Here is a 20267-nt window from a genome sequence, read left to right on the forward strand (position 1 = left end):
ACTAGCTTCTGGGCGCGAACATGATCACCAGCATCCCGGCCAGCGCCAGCGAACACCCCAGCGCGTCCCATCGGTCCGGCCGGATGCCGTCCACCAACCACAACCAAAGCAAGGCCACGCTGACATACACGCCGCCATAGGCCGCATAGACTCGTCCGGCGGCGGCCGGGTGCAGGGTCAGCAGCCAGGCGAACAAGGCGAGCGACAACGCGGCCGGCGCCAGCAACCACCAGGATCTCCCCTCTCGCAACACCAGCCACGGCAGATAGCAGCCGACGATCTCGGCCAATGCGGTCAACACGAACAAGCCCGCCACGCGCGGCAGGCCGGACAGCCACTCCATATGTCCTCCAGCGTCCTCGCGCCGATCCCGGCGCTATCGACGTCATGAAAAATAGCAATTTAACAAGCAATAATTATTTAAATAACATGCAACTATCAGCAGCCGACAGGAGAAAACCATGGCCCCATTCGCTATCTTAGGGCTCGATCACATCGTGTTGCGCGTCGCCGATCCCGTCCGTTCCGAACGTTTCTATCTGGAAGCGCTGGGCTGCCGCGTGGTGAAGAGGCAGGAAAAACTGGGATTGGTGCATCTGGACGCAGGCAGTGCGCTGATCGACCTGCTGCCCGGCGGCGAAACGGCCGGCAACAATGTCGACCACTTCTGCCTGCGCGTGGAGCCGTTCGACGCAGACGCGATCCGCGCCCATCTGCTCCAGCTGGGCGTCGCCGTCGAGCCGGCCAAGCAACGCTTCGGCGCCGAAGGCACCGGCCCGTCGATCTACCTGCGCGACCCGGACGGCAACGGCATCGAGCTGAAAGGCCCGGCGGCGGCCTAAGCGCCAAGGCCACCGACGGGGGGGCCGCGCCGAGCACGGCAAGGAAACCACTCAAACACTAGAGCCGCTGATAGCGTCCTGAGTCAAGGCGCGCCGACGCAGACAGCACACATCGTACGGCAAGGAGGCGCAACGCAGGATCAAGGCGCTATCCGCTGCTCAGACGATGCAGACGGATGATGGCCTCGCCGGTCGGACTGGCCACGATGTCGCGCAGCGTATAGCCGTCCAGCGTCAGGAAAAAGGCCGCCAGCGCCTCGTCCAGCGCGCCTTTCAACAAACAGCCGCGGCTCAGCGCGCACGGCGGCTCGGCGCAGTCTATCAACTGCGGCTTGCCTTCCAGCGTGCGCACCACCTCACCCAGCCGGTAGTGTTCGGGCTGCCGCGCCAGCGCCATGCCGCCGCCCTTGCCCCGTGTAGTGGCCAGCCAACCCTGCTGTGCCATGAAGTGCACCACCTTGACCAGATGGTTGCGCGACACCTCGAACCGCTCGGCGATCTCCGGAATGGTGGCCAGCTGGCCGGGCTGCTGCCCGGTCAGGTACATCAGCACGCGCAGTCCTAGGTCGGTGAATCGGGTCAGTTGCATGTCTATCTTCAGTGCGGGGAGTCGGCGGCAGCATACCGCGTCTGGCCGATGGCCTCAATCGTCGCCAGGGTGGGAGCCGAACACTTCGTAATGGATGCGGTCGGCCGCCACGCCCAGGCCGCGCAGGCTGTCGCGCTGCGCGCGCATGAAACCCAGCGGACCGCACAGGTAGTAATCGGCATCCGGCAGCAGCGCCAGGCTCTTGATCTCGCCCAGGCTCAGGCGGCCGGCCGCGTGGTAATCCGCGCCGATCACATCCTGCGCGCGCGGCGTCTCGTAGCAAACATGAATCCGCAACTGCGGATGGCGCTCGGCCAGCTGGCGCACTTTCGCGCCCATCGCGTGCGCGCCGCCATGCCGCGCCGCGTGCAGGAAGCGCACCTCGCGGCCGCCGCGCTTGAGCAGTTGGCCCAGCATCGCCTGCATCGGCGTCTGGCCGACGCCGGCGCTGATCAGCACCGCCGGGCCGCTCCGCTCCTCATGCAGGAAGAAGTCGCCCTGCGGCGCGCTCAGCTCCAGCACGTCGCCGACCTGGACCTCGCGATGCAGCAGATTGGACATGCGGCCCGCCGGCTTGCCTTCTCCCGCGTCCTCGCGCTTGACCGAGATGCGCAGGTACTCGCCATTGGGCGCGTCGGACAGGCTGTACTGGCGCGGCTGGCTCAGCCCCCACTCGGCGACGAAGCGCTTCACCGACACGTACTGGCCGGGCTTGAACGACGGCAGCGCGCCGCCGTCGCAGGGCTCCAGATAGAACGACGCGATTTCCTCGCTCTCCGTTTCCCTTTTCGCCACCCGGAACGGCCGCCAGCCGCTCCAGCCGCCGTCGGCGTTGGTGGTGTCGCGGTACATGCCGTTTTCGATGCCGATCAGCGTATCGGCCAGCAAGCCGTAGGCCTCGGCCCAGGCCTGGATCAGATCGTCGCCGGCCGCCTCGCCCAGCACTTCGCGGATGGAGGCCAGCAGATGCTTGCCCACAATCGGGTAGTGTTCGGCGCGTATGCCCAGGCTGACATGCTTGTGCGCGACGCGGGTCAGCACCGGCAGCAGCGGCGACGGGTCGTCGATATGCTGGGCATAGGCCAGCACCGCCATCGCCAGCGCCTGCTGTTGCTGGCCGGAGTGCTGGTGCCCCTGGTTGAACACGTTCTTCAGCTCCGGGTTGTGTTCGAACATGCGGCGGTAGAAATGGCTGGTCAGCGCCACGCCATGCTGCTGCAGCACCGGCACGGTGGCTTTGACCAGGGATCGGGTTTGTTCGCTCAGCATGTCAGCTCCTTAAGATATTCAAAAAATACATCTTCATTGCCGAAAAAAAACCCCTGAACGCCGGGGACTTTTAAAGATATACAAATAATACATGTTTATTTGATCTGTGTCACAAAACTACAGGCCAAACTCAAGAGAAATTGAAATCGATCACCTGGTAGAAAGCGTTGCCGGTGTCCGCCACTTCCCATACCGCCAGCACCACGTGATAGCCGCGGCGTTCCGGCAGACGAACTTGATGGATGGTCGGCTGCGGCGGGGTCAGCTCCGCCTGGTGCTCCCAGAACGGCTGGGCGGTCAGCTCCGCCTTGTAAAACGGCTCCGCCTCGAACTGGGCGCGCGTCAGCGGCCGGTTCGGATCCCAATCCGCCTTGGTGATGAAATAGTTCCAGCGCCGCGTCAGGTGGATGGCGTGGTAGCTCCACTTGAACTCCTGGATCTGGCCGGATTTCACCGGATGCTTGTGCCAGCGGTCGGCGCTCTGTTCGTCCAGCACCGCCGAGTGCTCTTGCCCGGCGCTGGCTATCCTGCCATCGACCGGCGGCTTGGCGTTGACCGCGTCGGTCGGCGCCAGCGGGTCATGCAGATTGGCCTCCACGGCCGGGAAGAACTTGCCGCCTTCCAGGCCGTTGACATGCCAGCTCTGCAGCGGACATTGCGCGTTGACGCCGTCCACGCACAGCTGGCCGCGCGAGGCGGGCTCGAAGACTTGGCCGTGGCGAGGCTGGGCGACGGATTGGGACTCCACCTTGGTCTGGCTCATTGCATCCCCTTGTATCGGTATGGGTTGGAAAACCGGACAGTTTGTCCGGCTGTTGGCAGCGTAAGCGTCGCGCCTCCCGCCTCGCCCCATCCTTTGTGACGGCTGACCGGCTCGCCGCACGGCCCCCCAGCCAAATGGCCTGGCGGCACTTGCGTTTCGCCGCGGCCTGCACTCCCGAACACTCGCGTCGGCTCGCGGCGCAGCCATCTTATTTTATTTGGTATATTGCGTAACAAAATTACAATGACATTGAGTCAAAAGGCTTCGTCAACGCCAGTAAAACCAAGAGGAGACAATAACCATGCCCCATTCGTCCCTGACCCGCCCCGCGCTTTTGGGCGTCCTGATCGCCGCCCTGTTCGCGCCCGCCATCCAGGCCGCGGAAGCCTTCGGCTCGCCCGGCGCCGCCCCGGTGCGCGGCCCGGCGGCCAAGTCTTTCGTCGGCACAGCGGTGAACAGCCCTTCCCGCGTTTACTTCACCGGCTACCGCGGCATCGTGTCCGAGGTCTACTACCCGGCGCTGGACACGCCGGAATCGGTGGATCTGCAGTTTCTGGTCGGCGACGCCGGCCAGACCTTCGTCGACGAGGAGAAGCGCCAGGCCTACTCCGCCGGCCAAAGCGACCCGCGCACGATGAGCTGGGTAGCCAGCACCGGCAACGACGGCCACAACTGGCGGATCAGCAAGCGCATCTTCGCCGATCCCAACCGCGACGCGCTGGTGCAGCGCGTGACCTTCACCGCGTTGAACGGCCATACGGTCGGCGACTTCAATCTATACGTGCTGTTCAAGCCCTATCTGGACAACGCGGGCAGCGGCAACAGCGCCCAGACCGTGGCCGCCGCCGGCGGCTACGCGCTGGCGGCCAGCCGCAACAGCCGCGCCTCGGCGCTGATGGCCAGCCTGCCGTGGAAGACCGTCAACGGCCAGGCCATGCTGTCCAACGGCTTCGTCGGCCAGAGCGACGGCTGGACCGATCTGATAGGCAGCGGCGACAGCAAGATGGATTGGACCTTCAGCTCGGCCACCAACGGCAACGTCGCCCAGACCGGCTGGCTGGACCTGGGCGATCCCGCCGCGTCCAGCGTGTCTTTCGACATGGCGCTGGCCTTCGGCAAAAGCCAGGGTGACGCCGTCAACGCCGCCGCCGCGTCCTTGGGCAGCGATCTTTCAGCCGCGCAACAGCAGTACGACAACGCCTGGCACGCCTACGCCGCCGGCCTGTCCACCCAGGGCGGCCTGGCCGATGACCGCTACTATCTGGCGGCGATGACGCTGAAGACGATGCAGGACAAGAGCAACGGCGCGATGATCGCCGGCATCGGCACGCCATGGGGCGAGACCCAGGGCGACGCCAACCAGGGCGGCTACCATCTGGTGTGGCCGCGCGACCTGTTCAAATTCGCCAACGCCCTCTATACCGCCGGCGACACCGCCACCGCGTCCACGGTGGTGGGCTACCTGTTCAACACTCTGCAGCAGGGCAGCGACTGCGGCGCGGCGGAATACAACGCGCCAGGCTGCGCCGCCGGCTACAGCCGCGTCGGCCGCTTCCCGCAGAACGCCTGGGTCAGCGGCTGGCCGTACTGGCAAGGCACGCAGATGGACGAGCAGGCGATGCCCATTCTGCTGGCCTGGCGGCTGGGGCCGTCCGTTTCCAATCCGCTGTGGCCCAAGATCAAGCTGACCGCCGACTACATCGTCGCCACCGGCCCGTGGAGCTACCAGGAACGCTGGGAGGAGAACGCCGGCTACTCGCCGTCCACCCTCGCCGCCGAGATCGCCGGCCTGGTGGCCGCCGCCGACATCGCCCGCGCCAACGGCGACGACGCCAGCGCCGGCCGCTACCTGTCCGCCGCCGACTACTGGCAGCAGAACGTCGCCGCCTGGACCTATACCACCAGCGGCGGCTTCGGCAACGGCAGCTACTACCTCCGGATCAATCCGGCCTCCCGCAGCGGCGGCGGAACCGACCGGGCCAGCTTCAATCCGTCCGCCGGGCCGGACACGCCGCAGACGCTGACGGTCAAGAACGGCGGCGGCAGCCATGACGCGCGCCGCGTGGTGGACGGCGGCTTCCTGGAACTGGTGCGGATGGGCGTCAAGCGCGCCGACGACCCGACCATCGTCAACACCATCTCGGTATTCGACAGCGTGCTGGGCCAATACCTGGCGCTACCCGGCGCGCCCAAGTTGCCGGCCAACGCCTGGTTCCGCTACAACTTCGACGGCTACGGCGAGCACAACGACGGCGGCGATTTCGACGGCGCTGGCGTCGGCCGGCTGTGGCCCATTTTCACCGCCGAGCGCGGCATGTACGAGATCGCCCGCCAGGGGGCGGGCAGCGCCGGCCAACCCTACTTCGCCACGCTGAAGCTGCTGGCCACGCCGGAAGGCATGCTGCCGGAGCAGGTGTGGTCCAACAGCGCGACGCTGCCCGACCGCTGGGCGGTGACCACGCCGGCCGGCTACCAGCCGGGCAGCGCCACCAAGTCGATGGGGCCCTTGAACTGGGCGATGGGCGAATACATCAGCCTGCTGGCCTCGATCCACGCCGGCCGCATCGTCGATATTCCGCAGGCGGTCTGCGCCCGCTACAACAACTGCCGCGCCGCGCCCAAGGCCGGCGAAGTGGCGGTGGCCATCAACGCCGCCGCCGGCACGCAGTGGGGCCAGCAGGTCTACATCACCGGCAATGCCCGCGCGCTGGGCAACTGGAACACCGACCTCGGCATCCCGCTGGACGCGGCCGCCTATCCTTCGTGGCGCAACGGCGTCAACCTGCCGGCCGGCCAACAGATCGCCTACAAGTATTACCGCAAGAACGCCGACGGCAGCGTGAGCTGGGAAAACCTGGCCGGCAACCGCAGCCTGCAGACGCCCGCCAGCGGCAGCCTCGCCCTGAACGATCAGGTGAGCTGGTGACCTCCCGCCGCGTCTGGCTTGCCGCCCTGACGCTGGCGGCCGCCGCCGGCGTCGCGGCCTGGCGGCTGCGGCCGATGGAGGCGCCCCCTGCTCCGCCAGCCACAGCCCAACCGGCCGCCGCGCCGCCGGCGCAAGCCATCGTTCATCAGGCCACGCCCGTCACGCAGTGGCAGCCGCCGGCCCGTCCGGCGCTGCCGCCAGTGAAAAAGGGCGGCGACAGCTGGCGGCCGGAGGCGGCTCCGGTGGCGAACAAGGTGGAAATCCAGCGCGGCGCGCCGGATATTCCCGATGCGCAGCCGCTGCCCAGGCCGCCCGATCCCTGATCCGGCCGCGGCGTCTTGCGGCGGCGATGGCGAAGGCCCGGTCTGCCGGGCCTTTTTCTTGCTTGGCCATCAAGCTTGCGAATCCAGAAACAGAAAACAGGAGACTCAAGATGGCGCAGCTGGAAATCATCGCGCTCGACGCCGCGCAAACCCAAGCCCGCTTGCCGGAGTTGGCCGAACTCTTGCACGCCTGCGTGCATGATGGCGCCAGCATCCATTTCGTGCGGCCCTTCCCCATCGAACAAGCCGCCGCGTTCTGGCGCGACAAGACCTTGCCCGGCGTCGCCGGCGGCGGCCGCGTGCTGCTGGCCGCGCTGGCGGACGGCGAGCTGGCCGGCAGCGCGCAGCTGGATTGCGACACCCCGCCCAACCAGCCGCACCGCGCCGAGGTATGCAAGCTGATGGTGCATCCGCGCCACCGCCGCCTGGGCCTGGCCCGCGCGCTGATGGCGGAATTGGAGCGCCAGGCGCGGCAACGCGGCCGCAGCCTGTTGACGCTGGACACCGCCAGCGGCGACAAGGCCGAGCCGCTGTACCTGTCGCTGGGCTATCTGGCCGCCGGCCGGATTCCCGGCTACGCCTGGGACGGCCGCGGCGAAAAACTGCAAGCCACCACGCTGATGTACAAGGTGTTGTAGGCGCGGAAAAGCCGGGCAAAGCCGGCCTCATGCGATTTTGGTATTCCTGCGAGGGAGATGAGCCAACAAGAAGCATCCACGCTTCCGCAGCGCCGGCTCCCTTCAAGCCTGCCGCCGGGCGGCAGGCCCGAGGTTTTAAGCGGCTGTCTATCCGAGCCCCGCGACGTTAGCGCGGGGCGAGTTCAGCCGCGCCTCGGGCCTGACTCGGCTCGGCGGGAAGCCGCAGGCCAGGCTTGCAGGGTGGCTTTTAGGGGTGGAGGGGATATTTGGCCACACAAATATCCCCTCCCTGCTCGCCGGGCAGCCCCGGCATTCAAAACCATCATCCGCGCAGCGGATTCAATATAAAGGGAGCCCCAAACGGGCTCCCAGGCAATGGCTCACGCCCGCTGCGCGGCCGCGGCCTTCCTGCCGCCCCAACCCCGCAGCCGCAAGGCGAAGCGGCCCAGATACAGCACCCCCAGCGCGAACACGATGTCGCCCGGCACCCGCAGCCATACCAGATTCTGCATCAGCGCCGAGTGCACCACCTCCGGCGAGCGCGCATACCACAAGCCATGCTCGATGCTGGCCCAGGCCTGGTAGATGCCCGAGGGCAGGATGGACAGGAACACCATCATGAACAGGCCGATGTTGAGCATCCAGAAGGTCGGCTTCAACAGGCCGTCATCCCATTGCTCCGCCTCCGACACGCCGCGCAGGCAGAACAGCATCAGGCCTATGCCGAGCATGCCGTAGACGCCGAACAGCGCCGCGTGGCCGTGGGCCGGCGTCATGTTCAGCCCCTGCACGTAGTACAGCGAGATCGGCGGGTTGATGGCGAAGCCCAGCAGGCCGGCGCCCACGGTATTCCACAGGCCGACCGCGACGAAGCACAGGATGGCCCACTTGTAGCGCGCCACCCACGGCGCGGCGCCGCCGCGGCGGTAGGTCTGCCAGCCCTCGAAGCCCACCAGCGCCAGCGGCACCACTTCGAACGCCGAGAACACCGCGCCGATGGAAATCACCGCGGTGGACGCGCCGGTGAAGTACAGGTGATGCAGCGTGCCCAGGATGCCGCCGAACAGGAAGACGATGGTTTCCAGCACGATGGCGCGGTTGGCGCTGGCCATGCGGATCAGGCCCAGCCGCGCGAAGATCAGCGCGATCACCGCGGTGGCGAACACTTCGAAGAAGCCTTCCACCCACAGGTGCACCAGCCACCAGCGCCAGTACTCGATCATCGAGTAATGGGTATGCTGGCCCCAGGCCAGCGAGGTGGCGTAGAACAGGCCGATGCAGGCGGCGGACAGCAGCAGCATCGCGATCAGGCTGCGGCCCTCGGTCTCGGGATTGCGCAGCGCCGGCAGCAGCGCGCGCGCCACCAGGAACAGCCAGAACAGCAGGCCGACGAACAGCAGGATCTGCCACACCCGGCCCATGCTGGTGTAGGCCAGGCCCTGGTTGCCGATCCAGAAGCTGAAGTCGGTGCCCAGCCGCTGCAGCGTGCCCAGCCAGCCGCAGACGGTGGAGCCGGCCACGATGAAGATCAGCGCCCAGAACAGCACGTCCACGCCCAGTTTCTGAAATTTGGGCTCATGGCCGGACAGCTGCGGCGCGATATAGAGGCCGGTGGCCAGCCAGGCGGTGGCGATCCACAGCACGCCGAACTGGGTGTGGATGGTGCGGCTCACCACCCAGGGCAGCACCTCGGCCAGCGGCAGGCCGAAGAAGCTGTGGCCTTCCACCGCGTAGTGGGCGGTGACGGCGCCCATGCCGACCTGGGTCAGCAGCAGGCCGATCACCACATAGAAATACTTGCGGGTGGCGCGCATCGACGGCGTGCCCTTGAGCCGGCCCAGCGGATCGGCATCCGGCACCTGCGCGGCCTCCTCGCCTTCGCCGGCGGCCATGTGGTACCACACCATCGCGGCGATGCCGGCCAGCATCAGGATCACGCTGGCGATAGACCACATGCCGTTGGCCGCGGTGGGCGCGTTGCCGACCAGCGGCTCGTGCGGCCAGTTGTTGGTGTAGGACACGCCGGTCTCGCCCGGACGGTCGGCGGCGGCGGACCAGGCAGACCAGAAGAAGAACGCCGACACCGCCAGGCGGTCGTCGGCCGACGGCAGCGCGTTGGCTGTCATCGCGTACTGCTCGCGCAATTTGTCGAAAGCCGGATCGGCGCCGTACAGGCCCTGATAATGAGCGGCCACCTCGCGCGCGGCGGCGGCGCGGGCCGCGCTCAGCGTCAGCTTGTCGCTGGCGGCGTCATAGCCGTTGGCGCGCATCTCGCGGCGCAACTCGGCGTCCAGCATGCCCTGATGGCCGACATCCAGCTGCGCATAGGCCTTGCCGAAGCGCTGCCTGGCCCAGGTCTCGCGCAGCGCCAGCGCCTCGCGGTGCAGCCAGTCGGCCGACCAGTCCGGCGCCACGTAGCTGCCGTGCCCCCACACCGTGCCCAGTTGCTGGCCGCCGGACGCCAGCCAGGCCTGCTGGCCGCGGCGGATCTGCTCGCCGGTGAACAGCGTCCTGCCGTCGGCGCCCTGCACCGCCGTCGGTATCGGCGGCGCCGCCTGATAGATTTCCTTGCCCATGTAGAGCAGGACCGAGAATGACAGCAGGCAGATCACCGCCAGCCATCCCCATAGTCTTCGCGTGTTTTTCATATGCGCTCCCTTCGCAGGCCTCCCAAGTAACTGACTCAATCCACAGCCTACATGCCGGAATTAAAGATGTACATATTGCACATCTTTAAGCATGATACAGATCAAGTCCCTGCAATCCATCCCTTGAAAACGCATGAAAAAAGCGGCCCCGCATAGGAGCCGCCCGGCAGGAACAAGCAAGCGCTCAGGCCAGGTGCGACCAGCCGGACCAGCCCAGATACAGACCCACCAGCATGATCATCGCGCCGGAGACATACGGCGCCCTCCTCACCCATTCGCCGAAACCGCTCCAGCGGCGCGACACATGCTTGACGCTCAGCGCCGCCAGCACGCCGGACGCCACCATGGTCAAGGCCAGGCCTATGCTGAAGCACAACACCAGCGTCGCGCCCAGCGCCACCTGCTTCAGCTGCAGGCACAGCAGCAGCACGGTGATGGAAGCCGGGCACGGCACCAGTCCGCCGGTCAACCCGAACAGCACGATCTGGCCGGTGGTCACCTCCTGGCCGGAAAAGCGGCGGCGGATGTCGTTGGCGTGCGCCAGTTCGTGCGGATCCTGATAGCCGGGCGCGGACACATCCAAGCCGGCGTACTCCCCCACCGCGTGAGCATGGTCGTGTTCGACGAATTCCACATCGTAATCATGGCTGTGGTGGCCATGGCCAAGTTGCAGCCTGGCGACGAATTCGTGCGGCTCCGGTATCTCCTCCGCCGACTCGAGGAAGCCACCGGCCTCCCGGAAGGAAAACGCCTGCCGCGCGCCATCCGCGCGCTCGGTTTCCAGCCTGACCTGCTCGGCGCGCCAGCCCAGCTTGCGGCCATCGGCGGCGGCCAGCCGGAAGCGCGGCGGCGCGCCGGTTTCGAATATCCGCAGCGCCACCACGCCGTGGCCGGTGTCAATGCGCTTGGCCTCGCCGTGGCCGTGCTCATGGCCGTGCTCATGTTCGTGGCGATGGCCATGCCCGCTGTGACGCCAAGTGCGCCACATCATCCACCCGGCCACGGCCATCACCAGCGCCGCCGACGCGATCTGGAAATACGGCTCCGCGGTTTCCGCGTTCCAGTTGCGGCCGAAATGCAAGCCAATCAGCGCCACCAGCCACACCACCGCGGTATGGGACGCGGTGGCGGCCAGGCCCAGCAGCACGGCCTGGCGCACCGTGCCGCGGATGGCGACGATGAAGGCGGCCATCATGGTTTTGGAGTGGCCCGGCTCCAGGCCGTGCAAGGCGCCCAAGGCGATGGCGCTGGGCATGAACAGCCAGGCGTTGCCCTGCAGCAGCAGGGCGGAGAACGAAGTCATGGCGATTTCCGGATAGGGGGTAGATGCGCCGCATTATACTCACCCCCAGTATCAATATACTAGTCCCCAGTATGTGCCATGCTAAGATCAGGCGATCGAAAACGGAGAACCACACGATGTCGCACACGGTACGGGACAAGGCCAAATTGCTGGCGCGGGTGCGCCGCCTGCAGGGCCAGGCCGCCGCGCTGGAGAAGCAGCTGGAAAACGATGGCGATTGCTCGGCCATCCTGCAGCAGATCGCCGCGATACGCGGCGCGGTCAACGGGCTGATGCTGGCGGTGATGGAAGGCCATCTGACCGACCACGTGGTCAAGGAGCCGGAGCTGGAGCAACGCCAGCACGACCTGGACGCCGTGCTGCAAGTGCTCCGCTCCTATCTGAAATAGCCGGAAGCCGCCACCGGCTCAGGGCTTGCGCACATGCACCACGCCGGTCATGTACGGGTGCACCGCGCAGAAGTAGGCATAGTCGCCTTCCTTGTCGAACACGTGCTCGTAGCGGTCGTCAGTGTCCAGCGCCTTGGAGACGAAGGACTTGTCGCGGCCCGACACCGTATGCGGGACTTCATCATGGTTGACCCACGTCACCTTGGCGCCCGGCGCCACCGTGACCTCCTTCGGAGTGAACGCGAACTTGCTGATGTCCACCTGCTGCGGTCCGGCCCAGGCCATGGCGGCGGCCAGCCAGGCGCCCAGCGCCGCTCCCGTTTTCCAAGCGCTCATGCCCTCCCCCTCTCTCAATGATCCAGCGGCGTATCGACCATCGCCAGCCGGCCGGCGCCGGGAACGATGGTCAGCTGACGCGTGCCCAGCAGCTTGCCCAGCTCCCCGGCCGGCACCTTGACCGGCGCCGGCTCGCCGAAGCCGGCCTGGCCCGGCGTCGGCAGCGGATAGGCCAGCGAGCGCGCGGTGTGGAAGGCGACATGTCCCTCCACTTTCTGCATCACCTGATGGATATGGCCGTTCAACACCGTCACCGAGCCGAACGGCCGCAGCAGCGCCATCACCCGATCCGCGTCGGCGGTGCCCCAGCCCCAGGGCTCGTACACCGTCCACAAGGGAATATGGGCCAGCACGATGATGGGCGTGGAACGGGACAACCCGGCCAGATCGCGCTTCAGCCAGGCCAGCTGCTCGTCGCCCAGCGCCGCCAGCCGGCCGGTGGAGAAATTCAGCACATTGTTGAGCGCGACGAAGTGAGCGCCGCCCTGGTCGAAGCTGTACCAGGCCCGGCCCTTGCCGTCGTGGTCGAAAAACTTCAGATAGCCGGACACGCCGTCGTCCAGCGCGTCATGCTCGCCGGGGATGGTGTGGACGCGGTCGACGCGGATCTCCTTGAACATCTGCCGGCCCAGGTCGAACTCCTCCGGCTTGGACAGGTGGCTGACGTCGCCGGTGTGCACGACGAAGGCCGGCGCCCGCTGCAAGGCGTTGATGTCGGCGATCGCGCGACGCAGGCTGCCCTGCACGTCGGGATTGGCCTCGCGGTGGAAGCCGAGGTGGGTATCGCTGATCTGCACGAAACTCAAGCCGCCCTCGCCCGCGCCCATCTCTCCGGCGGCCTGCGCCCGCGGCACCCCGCCCGCCATGGTCCACACCAGCGCCGCGCCGGACCAGGCGGCCAGACAGCCCAAGGCCTCGCGGCGGCCGGCATCCGGCGCGCGCTCTTGATCCTTTGCATCCTTTTCGTCCATCGCCCACTCCTTTTGCATGGCGCCGCCGCCCGGCCGTCCGACCGGATCCGCCGCTTGGCGGCGACGCGCTGAGCTGGTTGTAGGATGGCCATCCGGCGCCGTCAAGCCGCGCCGCTGTGGAATGAAAACGACAACGGTTAGAGCGGCTGCGGATAATTTTCTTGAAACTAGACGACTGGTCTAGTAGTATTCAGCGCATGTCACGAGCCAATCATTCAGCCGACACCCGCGAGCACCTGCTGGCCACCGGCGAGGAAATCATCCTCGGCAAAGGCTTCGCAGCCGTCGGGCTGGCGGAGATCCTCTCCACCGCCGGCGTGCCCAAGGGGTCGTTCTACCATTACTTTCCGTCCAAGGAAGGCTACGGCGTGGAAATGCTGCGCCGCTACTTCCTCAGTTACGACGAAAGACTGGTGGTGCTGCTGCGGCCCGAGTCCGGCAACGCCCGCGACTGTCTGATCCGCTATTTCCAGGGCTGGCTGGACACCCACCGCTGCACCGAGCAGAGCCATACCTGCCTGGCGGTGAAACTGGCGGCGGAAGTGTCCGACCTTTCCGAGCCGATGCGCGAAATGCTGGCTGAAGGAATGGGCCGGCTGATTTCCCGCCTGGCCGACACCATACGCCGCGGCCAGAGCGAAGGCAGCCTGTGCACCTATCTGGAAGCCGACGAATTGGCCGCCAGCCTGTACAGCCTGTGGGTGGGCAGCGCGCTGCTGTACAAGGTGCAGCGCTCCGACCAGCCGATGCACAATGCCTACCGCTTGACGGAAACCATGCTGCCGCAGCCAGACAACGCCAGCTGTAAACGATAAAGAGAACACCCCGCCGCGCCTGGCGGGTTTTCTTGAAGCCAATACTAGACGACTGGTCTACTCAAGTAATCAAATGGAGCGAATCATGAACGAAACCTTGCACCTGATGCACAGCCATCGCAGCGTGCGCAGCTATCAGGACAAGCCCGTCGCCCCGGAATTGCTGGACGCCGTGCTGGACGTCGCCTGGAAGGGCCCGACCTCGATCAACGGCCAGCAGGTCTCGCTGGTGGTGGTGCAAGACGCCGAGCGCCGCCGGCGCATCGCCGAAATCGCCGGCGGCCAGCCGTGGATCGCGCAGGCGCCGGTGTTCGTCGCCGTGGTGATGGACTTCCACAAAACCCATCTGGGCGTGGAGATGGCCGGCGAAAAGCAAGTGATACACGACAGCGTGGAAGCCTTCGCCGTCGGCTCGGTGGATGCCGGCATCGCGCTGGGCAACATGATCACCGCCGCCCACGCCGCCGGCCTGGGCGTGGTGCCGATCGGCGGCATCCGCCGCGATCCGCAGGCGATGATAGACCTGCTGGATCTGCCGGAACTGACCTTCCCGCTGGTTGGCCTGGTGATCGGCCACGTTCAGGATGACGCCGAACAGAAACCCCGCCTGCCGCGCGCCAGCTTCGTCCACCGCGAGCGCTACCATGCCGAGGATCTTGCCGGCCACATCGCCGCCTACGACGACACCCTGCGCCGCCACTGGCAGGACATCGGCCGCGCCGACGGCGAGCCCTGGACCGCCAACACCGCGCGCTACTACCGCCAGGTTTACTTCCCCAAGGTCGCGCCGACTGCGCGCGCCCAGGGTTTTGGCTTCGAGCAGTAACTCCGACCACTCCTCCAAGGAAACCGATATGCACGCCGACAAACTGCTGACCCCGCTGCAAATGGGCGCCGTCGCCCTGGCCAACCGCGTGGCGATGGCCCCGCTGACCCGCCTGCGCAACATCGAACCGGGCGACGTGCCCGGCCCGCTGGCCAAGGAATACTATCGCCAGCGCGCCAGCGCCGGCCTGATCGTGGCCGAGGGCACCCACATCTCGCCCACCGCCAAAGGCTATGCCGGCGCGCCTGGCATCTACAGCGAGGAACAGGTCCGCGCCTGGAGCGAAGTGACCGACGCCGTGCATCAGAACGGCGGCAAGATCGCGCTGCAGCTGTGGCACACCGGCCGCATCTCGCACCGCTCGCTGCAGCCTAACGGCGACGCGCCGGTCGGCCCGTCCGCCATCCAGGCCGACAGCCGCACCAATATCCGCGCCGCCGACGGCAGCTTGGTGCGCGAGCAATGCGACACCCCGCGCGCGCTGGAAATCGAGGAAATCGAGGACATCATCGAGGACTACCGCCGCGCCACCGACAACGCGCGCCGCGCCGGCTTCGACCTGGTGGAAATCCACGGCGCCCACGGCTATCTGATCGACCAGTTCCTGTCGCCGCAAGCCAATGTCCGCGCCGACCAATACGGCGGCAGCGTGGAAAACCGCGCCCGCTTCCTGCTGGAAGTGGTGGACGCGGTGGTGGCCGAGTGGGACGCCGATCACGTCGGCATCCGCATCTCGCCGCTTGGCATCTTCAACGGCGTCACCAACACCGACCAGCTGGAAATGGCGCTGTACCTGGCCGAGCAGCTGGCCAAGCGCAAGCTGGCCTTCCTGCACATCTCCGAGCCGGACTGGGCCGGCGGCCCGGTGCTGGACGACGGCTTCCGCGCCGAGCTGCGCCAGCGCTATCCGGGCGTGATCGTCGGCGCCGGCGGCTACACCGCGGAGAAGGCCGAAACGCTGCTGAGGAAAGGCTATATCGACGCCGCCGCCTTCGGCCGCAGCTACATCGCCAACCCTGACCTGGTGGAGCGGCTGAAGCGGAACGCCCCGCTGAATCCGCCCAAGCCGGAAAGCTTCTACGGCGGCGGCGCGGAAGGCTATACCGACTACCCCTCGCTGTAAGCGCCCAGCCAAGCCCCGCCCGCCGCGGGGCTTTTTCATGGCGGATCAGCCGGTCGGCGCCTTCGCCTGGCGTTCGACAATGGCGCCGGCGATCCGCAGCGCGAGCGCGCCCGCATCGGCGATGGACTGATTCTGCGCGGCGACCTGCGCGCCTTCGAACACCAGCATCAGTTCGCTCGCCGTATCCTCGGGCGACGCGAGTCCGGCGGCCCGGCACAAGCCCGCCAGCCGCCGCCACTGGCCTTGCTTGTATTCCGCTATCAGTTTGCGGCCGACGTGCTCTCTGTCCGGCAGCTCCGCGATCGAATTGATGAACGGACAGCCGCGGTGCGACCAGGCGCCGGCGTCGTCGGCGAAAAAGGCCGCCCACCCGAGAATCTGCGCGCGCGGATCCCCGGCGTGCTCGGCCTCGATGGCGTCGAACGCGCGCCAGTAGCCGGCGATCACCTGGCGCAGCCATTCCGCCAACAGCGCGTCCTTCGACTGGAAATGGCGGTACAGCGCCATCTTGGTGGTATTCGCCCGGGCGGCGATCGCCTCGACGCCGGTCGCCCGGATGCCATCGTTGTAAAACAGCTCGCCTGCCGCCTCGAGGAGACGCTCCCGCGGCGGGACCGGAGACTCGGCCGCTTTTCGCTTGTTCATTTTTCCATCCGTCTTGACGATGATACCGTTCGGTATCATCATGCCATGCAGTGATACCGAACGGTATCACCACTCTCCGGCTCATGTCGAGCCGGGGCATCCGCCATGGGAATCAGCAATGAAGCTTTCGGAATATGCGCAATACGACGCGATCGGCCTGGGCCAGCTGGTCGCGCGGGGCGAAGTCAGCCCTCAGGAACTCGCCGACGCGGCGCTGCGGGCGTGCGCGGCGGTCAATCCTCACATCAACGCGGTCATCGAGACCTGGCAGCCCGAGCGCTCCGGCATCGCCCCGGCGCTGGAGCGCGGCTCGCCGCTCGCCGGCGTGCCTTTTCTGATCAAGGATGTCGGCGTGACCATGGCGGGCAGGAAGATAGAATTCGGCAGCCGGCTGGCGCAGGGCTTCACCGCCGCGGCCGACTCCATCCTGATGCGGCGCTTCCGCGAAGCGGGACTAGCGACGCTGGGACGGACCACCACGCCCGAGTTCGCCTGGAGCGGCACCACCGAATCCGCGCTCTGCGGCCCCACCCGCAACCCCTGGAACCCGGCGCGCGGCGCGGGCGGCTCCAGCGGCGGCGCGGCGGCGGCGGTGGCCGCCGGCATCGTGCCGATGGCGCATGCGACCGACGCGGCCGGCTCCATCCGCATCCCGGCCGCCGCCGCCGGCGCATTCGGACTGAAGCCGACGCGCGGCCGCGTATCCAACGGCCCGATGCTCGACGAGGCCATCCACGGCCTGGCCGCGCAGCTGGGCGTCAGCCGCTCTGTGCGCGACAGCGCCGCGCTGCTCGACGCCGTGCGCGGCGCGGACGGCGGCCAGCCCTTCTCCATCGAGGAGCCAGGCGGCAGCTATCTCGCGCAGGTCGGCATAGAGCCCGGCCGGCTGCGGATAGGCGTGATGGCGCAAGCCTGGGGCGGCCAGCGCACCGCCGCGGCTGTCCGCGGGCATCTTGCCGAAGCCGCGCGGCTATGCGAGTCGCTCGGCCACGTCGTAGAGGAAACGGCGCTTCCCCTGGGCTGCAGCTGGGACGCCTTCGTGCACGCCAGCTCGGTGCTGTGGGCCGCCAACATCGCCGCCTGGATCGACGACATGGCGGCCGCCACCGGGCGCAAGGCCGATCTGTCCACGCTGGAGCCGCAGACGCTAGCCGTCTATCGGACCGGACACGGGATACGCGGCGTCGAGATCGTGCGGGCGCTGGATTTGCGCAATGCCGTCACCCGCAGCGTCGCGTCCTTCTTCGCGCGCTACGATCTGCTGCTGACGCCGACGCTGCCCGACCTGGCGCCGCCCATCGGCAGCTATGCGGCCGGCGCGGAAACGATGGACGGCCACCAGTGGACCGACCGCGTGATGGGCGGCTCGCCGTTCACCCCGGTCTTCAACGCCGCCGGCGCGCCGGCCATGTCGGTGCCGTTGTTCCAGGATGCGGCGTCGGGCTTGCCGGTCGGCATGCAGTTCGTCGCGCCGGCCGGACGGGAGGACGCGCTGTTCCGGATGGCCGGCCAGCTGGAGCGCGGCCTGCCGTGGGCAGAACGCAGGCCGATGATATGGGCGGGAAAAGCTTGAAGCCCGCGGCCGCCAGACCCAGACGCCTCAAGCAGGCAGGAAAACCGGCGCCCCGCGCCGATGACAAAAGGATTTGAAACGCGCTACAGTCTGGGATTGGCCGCCGGCCTCGCCGGCGCGCCGCGACAACAGGACGTCCTGCACGCCGGCCGCGCCGGCGGCAAGGGCTCCGCACTTAGGAGAACATCATGAAGACCAGACTGCTCGCGTCCGCGGCTCTGCTGTTGGCGGCGCAGGGCCATGCCGCCGCGCAGGACCCCTACCTGTGGCTGGAAAACATCCAGGGCAAGGATGCGCTGCAATGGGTGCATCAGCAGAACGCGCTCACCGTCAAGGAAACCGAGGGCTGGAAAAGCTTTCCGCAGTTGAAACAGGACATTCTGGCCGTCCTCGACTCCAGCGCGCGCATTCCCGCCATCGAAAAGATAGGCGACCGCTACTACAACTTCTGGCGCGACGCCCAGCACCCGCGCGGCCTGTGGCGCAGCGCCACGCTGGACGAATACCGCAAGGCCGACCCGGCCTGGGAAACAGTGCTGGACCTGGACAAGCTGGCGAAGGACGAAAAGGAAAACTGGGTGTGGCAAGGCGCGGACTGCATCAAGCCCAAGCAGGACCGCTGCCTGATCCGGCTGAGCCGCGGCGGCGGCGACGCCGCGGTGGTGCGCGAATTCGATCTGCCGGCCAAGCGCTTCCTCGCCGACGGCTTCGTGGTGCCGGAGGCCAAGAGCGAGGTCAACTGGGCCGACCGCGACACGCTGTACGTCGCCACCGACTTCGGCAAAGGCTCGCTGACCGACTCCGGCTACCCCCGCATCGTCAAGGAATGGAAGCGCGGCCAGCCGCTGGCCGCCGCCGCGACGCTGTTCGAAGGCAAGCAGACCGACATCTCGGTCAACGCCGACGGCATCGACACCGCCGGCCATCATTACGACGTGATCAGCCAAGGCACCAGCTTCTTCTCCAACGACACCTACCTGAAACAGGACGGCAAGTGGCTGAAGCTGGACAAGCCAGGCCACGTCGAAGCGTCCTTCCATGGCCCCTGGCTGCTGCTGCGGCCGCGCCAGGACTGGAATGTCGGCGGCCATGACTGGAAGGCCGGCAGCCTGCTGGCCATCAAGACAAGCGACTACCTGCAGGGCAAGCGCGACGTCGCCGCCCTGTTCCAGCCCAGCGCCACTACCTCGCTGGGCGGCAGCGCCGGCACCCGCGACGCGCTGATCCTGACCGTGCTCGACAACGTCAAGAGCCGGCTGGTCGAATGGAAGGTGGTGGACGGCAAATGGCAGTCGCGCCCGGTGGCCGCGCCCGGCTACGGCAGCATCAGCGTCAGCGCGGTGGACAGCGACGACTCCGACGACTACTTCTTCACCTTCACCGACTTCCTGACGCCGACCTCCTTGTCGCTGGCCCACGCCGGCAGCGACGCGCGCGAGCCGCTGAAGCAACAGCCCGCCTTCTTCGACGCCAAACCCTATCGCATCCAGCAGTTCTTCGCCCGCTCCGACGACGGCACCCGCGTGCCCTACTTCGTGGTGGCGCGCAAGAATCTGAAGCTGAACGGCAAGAACCCGACGCTGCTGTACGGCTACGGCGGCTTCGAAGTGTCGCTGACGCCCTATTACAGCGGCACCTTGGGCAAGGCCTGGCTGGAAAGAGGCGGCGTCTACGTGCTGGGCAATATCCGCGGCGGCGGCGAATACGGCCCGGCCTGGCACGAGGCGGCGCTGAAGCACAAGCGCCAGAAAGCCTACGACGACTTCTCGTCCATCGCCAAGGATCTGGCGCGGCGCGGCATCGCCGACGCCCGCCATCTCGGCATCAAGGGCGGCAGCAACGGCGGCCTGCTGATGGGCGTGATGCTGACCAAGTACCCGCAGCTGTTCCGCGCCGTGGTCTGCCAGGTGCCGCTGCTGGACATGCGGCGCTTCAACAAGCTCTTGGCCGGCGCGAGCTGGATGGACGAATACGGCAACCCGGACCAGCCGGCCGACTGGGCCTACATCCAGCGCTACTCGCCGTACCAGAACATCCGGCCCGGCACAAAGTACCCGGCCACGCTGTTCGCCACCTCCACGCTGGACGACCGCGTCCATCCCGGCCACGCCCGCAAGATGTACGCGGCGATGAAGGCGATGGGCGCCGATGTCCGCTATTACGAGCGCACCGAAGGCGGCCACGGCGCCGCCGCCAGCCACGACGAGGAAGCCCGCATCGCGGCGATGGAATACGCCTTTCTGTGGAAGGAGCTGCGCTGAGCCACGACGGCCCCGCTGCGGGGCCGT

General features: G+C 67.2%; 19 protein-coding genes. 10 read left to right on the forward strand and 9 right to left on the reverse strand.

The annotated features are described in order from the left end of the window. Position 1: 1 nt before the first annotated feature. Positions 2 to 343 (reverse strand): YnfA family protein, encoded by a 342-nt coding sequence (locus tag ACY3GB_RS08040; protein WP_463088290.1) that lies wholly within the window; start codon positions 341 to 343, stop codon positions 2 to 4. A 118-nt stretch (positions 344 to 461) separates the two neighbouring features. Between ACY3GB_RS08040 and ACY3GB_RS08045 the strand changes: the two genes are divergently transcribed. Next, the gene (locus tag ACY3GB_RS08045; RefSeq protein WP_463088291.1) at positions 462 to 842 is read left to right on the forward strand and encodes a VOC family protein; all 381 of its coding nucleotides are present in this window, start codon (positions 462 to 464) and stop codon (positions 840 to 842) included. Between the two features lie 148 nt (positions 843 to 990). Here ACY3GB_RS08045 and ACY3GB_RS08050 read toward each other — a convergent pair whose 3' ends face one another. The 3 genes from ACY3GB_RS08050 to ACY3GB_RS08060 form a co-directional block, all read right to left on the reverse strand. After that, complete coding sequence (locus ACY3GB_RS08050) at positions 991 to 1431, reverse strand: RrF2 family transcriptional regulator (RefSeq protein WP_347371274.1); 441 nt, start codon at positions 1429 to 1431, stop codon at positions 991 to 993. A gap of 54 nt (positions 1432 to 1485) precedes the next feature. Next, a complete protein-coding gene (gene hmpA, locus ACY3GB_RS08055; protein ID WP_463088292.1) occupies positions 1486 to 2700 on the reverse strand; it encodes an NO-inducible flavohemoprotein in 1215 nt (404 codons plus the stop codon). 130 nt (positions 2701 to 2830) lie between these two features. Then, positions 2831 to 3463 (reverse strand): lytic polysaccharide monooxygenase auxiliary activity family 9 protein, encoded by a 633-nt coding sequence (locus ACY3GB_RS08060; protein WP_463088293.1) that lies wholly within the window; start codon positions 3461 to 3463, stop codon positions 2831 to 2833. Positions 3464 to 3764: 301 nt separating this feature from the next. Here ACY3GB_RS08060 and ACY3GB_RS08065 point away from each other — a divergent pair, with 301 nt between their 5' ends. The 3 genes from ACY3GB_RS08065 (at position 3765) to ACY3GB_RS08075 (ending at position 7350) form a co-directional block, all read left to right on the forward strand. Then, positions 3765 to 6389 carry a glycoside hydrolase family 15 protein gene (locus ACY3GB_RS08065; protein ID WP_463088294.1) on the forward strand — a complete coding sequence of 875 codons (2625 nt, stop codon included), beginning with the start codon at positions 3765 to 3767 and terminating at the stop codon, positions 6387 to 6389. Continuing rightward, positions 6386 to 6712, forward strand: a complete 327-nt coding sequence (locus ACY3GB_RS08070; RefSeq protein WP_463088295.1) for a hypothetical protein — start codon at positions 6386 to 6388, stop codon at positions 6710 to 6712. The genes ACY3GB_RS08065 and ACY3GB_RS08070 overlap by 4 nt, the downstream gene beginning before the upstream one ends. 110 nt (positions 6713 to 6822) lie before the next feature. After that, a complete protein-coding gene (locus ACY3GB_RS08075; protein ID WP_463088296.1) occupies positions 6823 to 7350 on the forward strand; it encodes an N-acetyltransferase family protein in 528 nt (175 codons plus the stop codon). Positions 7351 to 7730: 380 nt separating this feature from the next. Here ACY3GB_RS08075 and ACY3GB_RS08080 read toward each other — a convergent pair whose 3' ends face one another. Together ACY3GB_RS08080 and ACY3GB_RS08085 are read right to left on the reverse strand one after the other, a co-directional pair. After that, the gene (locus tag ACY3GB_RS08080) at positions 7731 to 9998 is read right to left on the reverse strand and encodes a nitric-oxide reductase large subunit (protein WP_463088297.1); all 2268 of its coding nucleotides are present in this window, start codon (positions 9996 to 9998) and stop codon (positions 7731 to 7733) included. Between the two features lie 184 nt (positions 9999 to 10182). Beyond that, entirely contained in the window at positions 10183 to 11301 is a 1119-nt protein-coding gene (locus tag ACY3GB_RS08085; RefSeq protein ID WP_463088298.1) for a nickel/cobalt efflux transporter, read from the reverse strand. Between the two features lie 116 nt (positions 11302 to 11417). Between ACY3GB_RS08085 and ACY3GB_RS08090 the strand changes: the two genes are divergently transcribed. After that, positions 11418 to 11690: a metal/formaldehyde-sensitive transcriptional repressor gene (locus ACY3GB_RS08090; protein WP_114059930.1), complete on the forward strand. Its 273-nt coding sequence runs from the start codon at positions 11418 to 11420 to the stop codon at positions 11688 to 11690. A gap of 18 nt (positions 11691 to 11708) precedes the next feature. On the opposite strand, the gene ACY3GB_RS08095 is transcribed toward ACY3GB_RS08090, so the two are convergent. Continuing rightward, positions 11709 to 12026: a cupredoxin domain-containing protein gene (locus ACY3GB_RS08095; RefSeq protein WP_463088299.1), complete on the reverse strand. Its 318-nt coding sequence runs from the start codon at positions 12024 to 12026 to the stop codon at positions 11709 to 11711. A gap of 14 nt (positions 12027 to 12040) precedes the next feature. Next, positions 12041 to 12997 (reverse strand): metallophosphoesterase family protein, encoded by a 957-nt coding sequence (locus tag ACY3GB_RS08100; protein ID WP_463088300.1) that lies wholly within the window; start codon positions 12995 to 12997, stop codon positions 12041 to 12043. 197 nt (positions 12998 to 13194) lie between these two features. Here ACY3GB_RS08100 and ACY3GB_RS08105 point away from each other — a divergent pair, with 197 nt between their 5' ends. From ACY3GB_RS08105 to nemA, 3 genes are all read left to right on the forward strand, one after another. Then, the gene (locus tag ACY3GB_RS08105; protein ID WP_347371264.1) at positions 13195 to 13812 is read left to right on the forward strand and encodes a TetR/AcrR family transcriptional regulator; all 618 of its coding nucleotides are present in this window, start codon (positions 13195 to 13197) and stop codon (positions 13810 to 13812) included. Between the two features lie 85 nt (positions 13813 to 13897). After that, positions 13898 to 14638, forward strand: a complete 741-nt coding sequence (locus tag ACY3GB_RS08110; protein ID WP_463088301.1) for an NADPH-dependent oxidoreductase — start codon at positions 13898 to 13900, stop codon at positions 14636 to 14638. Between the two features lie 28 nt (positions 14639 to 14666). After that, entirely contained in the window at positions 14667 to 15761 is a 1095-nt protein-coding gene (gene nemA / locus ACY3GB_RS08115) for an N-ethylmaleimide reductase (protein WP_463088302.1), read from the forward strand. A 45-nt stretch (positions 15762 to 15806) separates the two neighbouring features. Here nemA and ACY3GB_RS08120 read toward each other — a convergent pair whose 3' ends face one another. After that, positions 15807 to 16406, reverse strand: a complete 600-nt coding sequence (locus tag ACY3GB_RS08120) for a TetR/AcrR family transcriptional regulator (protein ID WP_463088303.1) — start codon at positions 16404 to 16406, stop codon at positions 15807 to 15809. Between the two features lie 118 nt (positions 16407 to 16524). Between ACY3GB_RS08120 and ACY3GB_RS08125 the strand changes: the two genes are divergently transcribed. Both ACY3GB_RS08125 and ACY3GB_RS08130 read left to right on the forward strand, forming a co-directional pair. Further along, the gene (locus ACY3GB_RS08125) at positions 16525 to 17979 is read left to right on the forward strand and encodes an amidase (protein WP_463088304.1); all 1455 of its coding nucleotides are present in this window, start codon (positions 16525 to 16527) and stop codon (positions 17977 to 17979) included. A gap of 188 nt (positions 17980 to 18167) precedes the next feature. Continuing rightward, positions 18168 to 20240 carry a prolyl oligopeptidase family serine peptidase gene (locus tag ACY3GB_RS08130; RefSeq protein WP_463088305.1) on the forward strand — a complete coding sequence of 691 codons (2073 nt, stop codon included), beginning with the start codon at positions 18168 to 18170 and terminating at the stop codon, positions 20238 to 20240. The last annotated feature ends 27 nt before the right edge of the window (positions 20241 to 20267 follow it).

It is taken from the genome of Chromobacterium sp. Ag138 (genome assembly GCF_055181315.1).

Coding starts and splice junctions, on each gene's coding strand:
- ACY3GB_RS08040 (WP_463088290.1), bottom strand. CDS start 343: ATGGAGTGGCTGTCCGGCCTGCCGCGCGTGGCGGGCTTGTTCGTGTTG.
- ACY3GB_RS08045 (WP_463088291.1), top strand. CDS start 462: ATGGCCCCATTCGCTATCTTAGGGCTCGATCACATCGTGTTGCGCGTC.
- ACY3GB_RS08050 (WP_347371274.1), bottom strand. CDS start 1,431: ATGCAACTGACCCGATTCACCGACCTAGGACTGCGCGTGCTGATGTAC.
- hmpA (WP_463088292.1), bottom strand. CDS start 2,700: ATGCTGAGCGAACAAACCCGATCCCTGGTCAAAGCCACCGTGCCGGTG.
- ACY3GB_RS08060 (WP_463088293.1), bottom strand. CDS start 3,463: ATGAGCCAGACCAAGGTGGAGTCCCAATCCGTCGCCCAGCCTCGCCAC.
- ACY3GB_RS08065 (WP_463088294.1), top strand. CDS start 3,765: ATGCCCCATTCGTCCCTGACCCGCCCCGCGCTTTTGGGCGTCCTGATC.
- ACY3GB_RS08075 (WP_463088296.1), top strand. CDS start 6,823: ATGGCGCAGCTGGAAATCATCGCGCTCGACGCCGCGCAAACCCAAGCC.
- ACY3GB_RS08080 (WP_463088297.1), bottom strand. CDS start 9,998: ATGAAAAACACGCGAAGACTATGGGGATGGCTGGCGGTGATCTGCCTG.
- ACY3GB_RS08085 (WP_463088298.1), bottom strand. CDS start 11,301: ATGACTTCGTTCTCCGCCCTGCTGCTGCAGGGCAACGCCTGGCTGTTC.
- ACY3GB_RS08090 (WP_114059930.1), top strand. CDS start 11,418: ATGTCGCACACGGTACGGGACAAGGCCAAATTGCTGGCGCGGGTGCGC.
- ACY3GB_RS08095 (WP_463088299.1), bottom strand. CDS start 12,026: ATGAGCGCTTGGAAAACGGGAGCGGCGCTGGGCGCCTGGCTGGCCGCC.
- ACY3GB_RS08100 (WP_463088300.1), bottom strand. CDS start 12,997: ATGGACGAAAAGGATGCAAAGGATCAAGAGCGCGCGCCGGATGCCGGC.
- ACY3GB_RS08105 (WP_347371264.1), top strand. CDS start 13,195: ATGTCACGAGCCAATCATTCAGCCGACACCCGCGAGCACCTGCTGGCC.
- ACY3GB_RS08110 (WP_463088301.1), top strand. CDS start 13,898: ATGAACGAAACCTTGCACCTGATGCACAGCCATCGCAGCGTGCGCAGC.
- nemA (WP_463088302.1), top strand. CDS start 14,667: ATGCACGCCGACAAACTGCTGACCCCGCTGCAAATGGGCGCCGTCGCC.
- ACY3GB_RS08120 (WP_463088303.1), bottom strand. CDS start 16,406: ATGAACAAGCGAAAAGCGGCCGAGTCTCCGGTCCCGCCGCGGGAGCGT.
- ACY3GB_RS08125 (WP_463088304.1), top strand. CDS start 16,525: ATGAAGCTTTCGGAATATGCGCAATACGACGCGATCGGCCTGGGCCAG.
- ACY3GB_RS08130 (WP_463088305.1), top strand. CDS start 18,168: ATGAAGACCAGACTGCTCGCGTCCGCGGCTCTGCTGTTGGCGGCGCAG.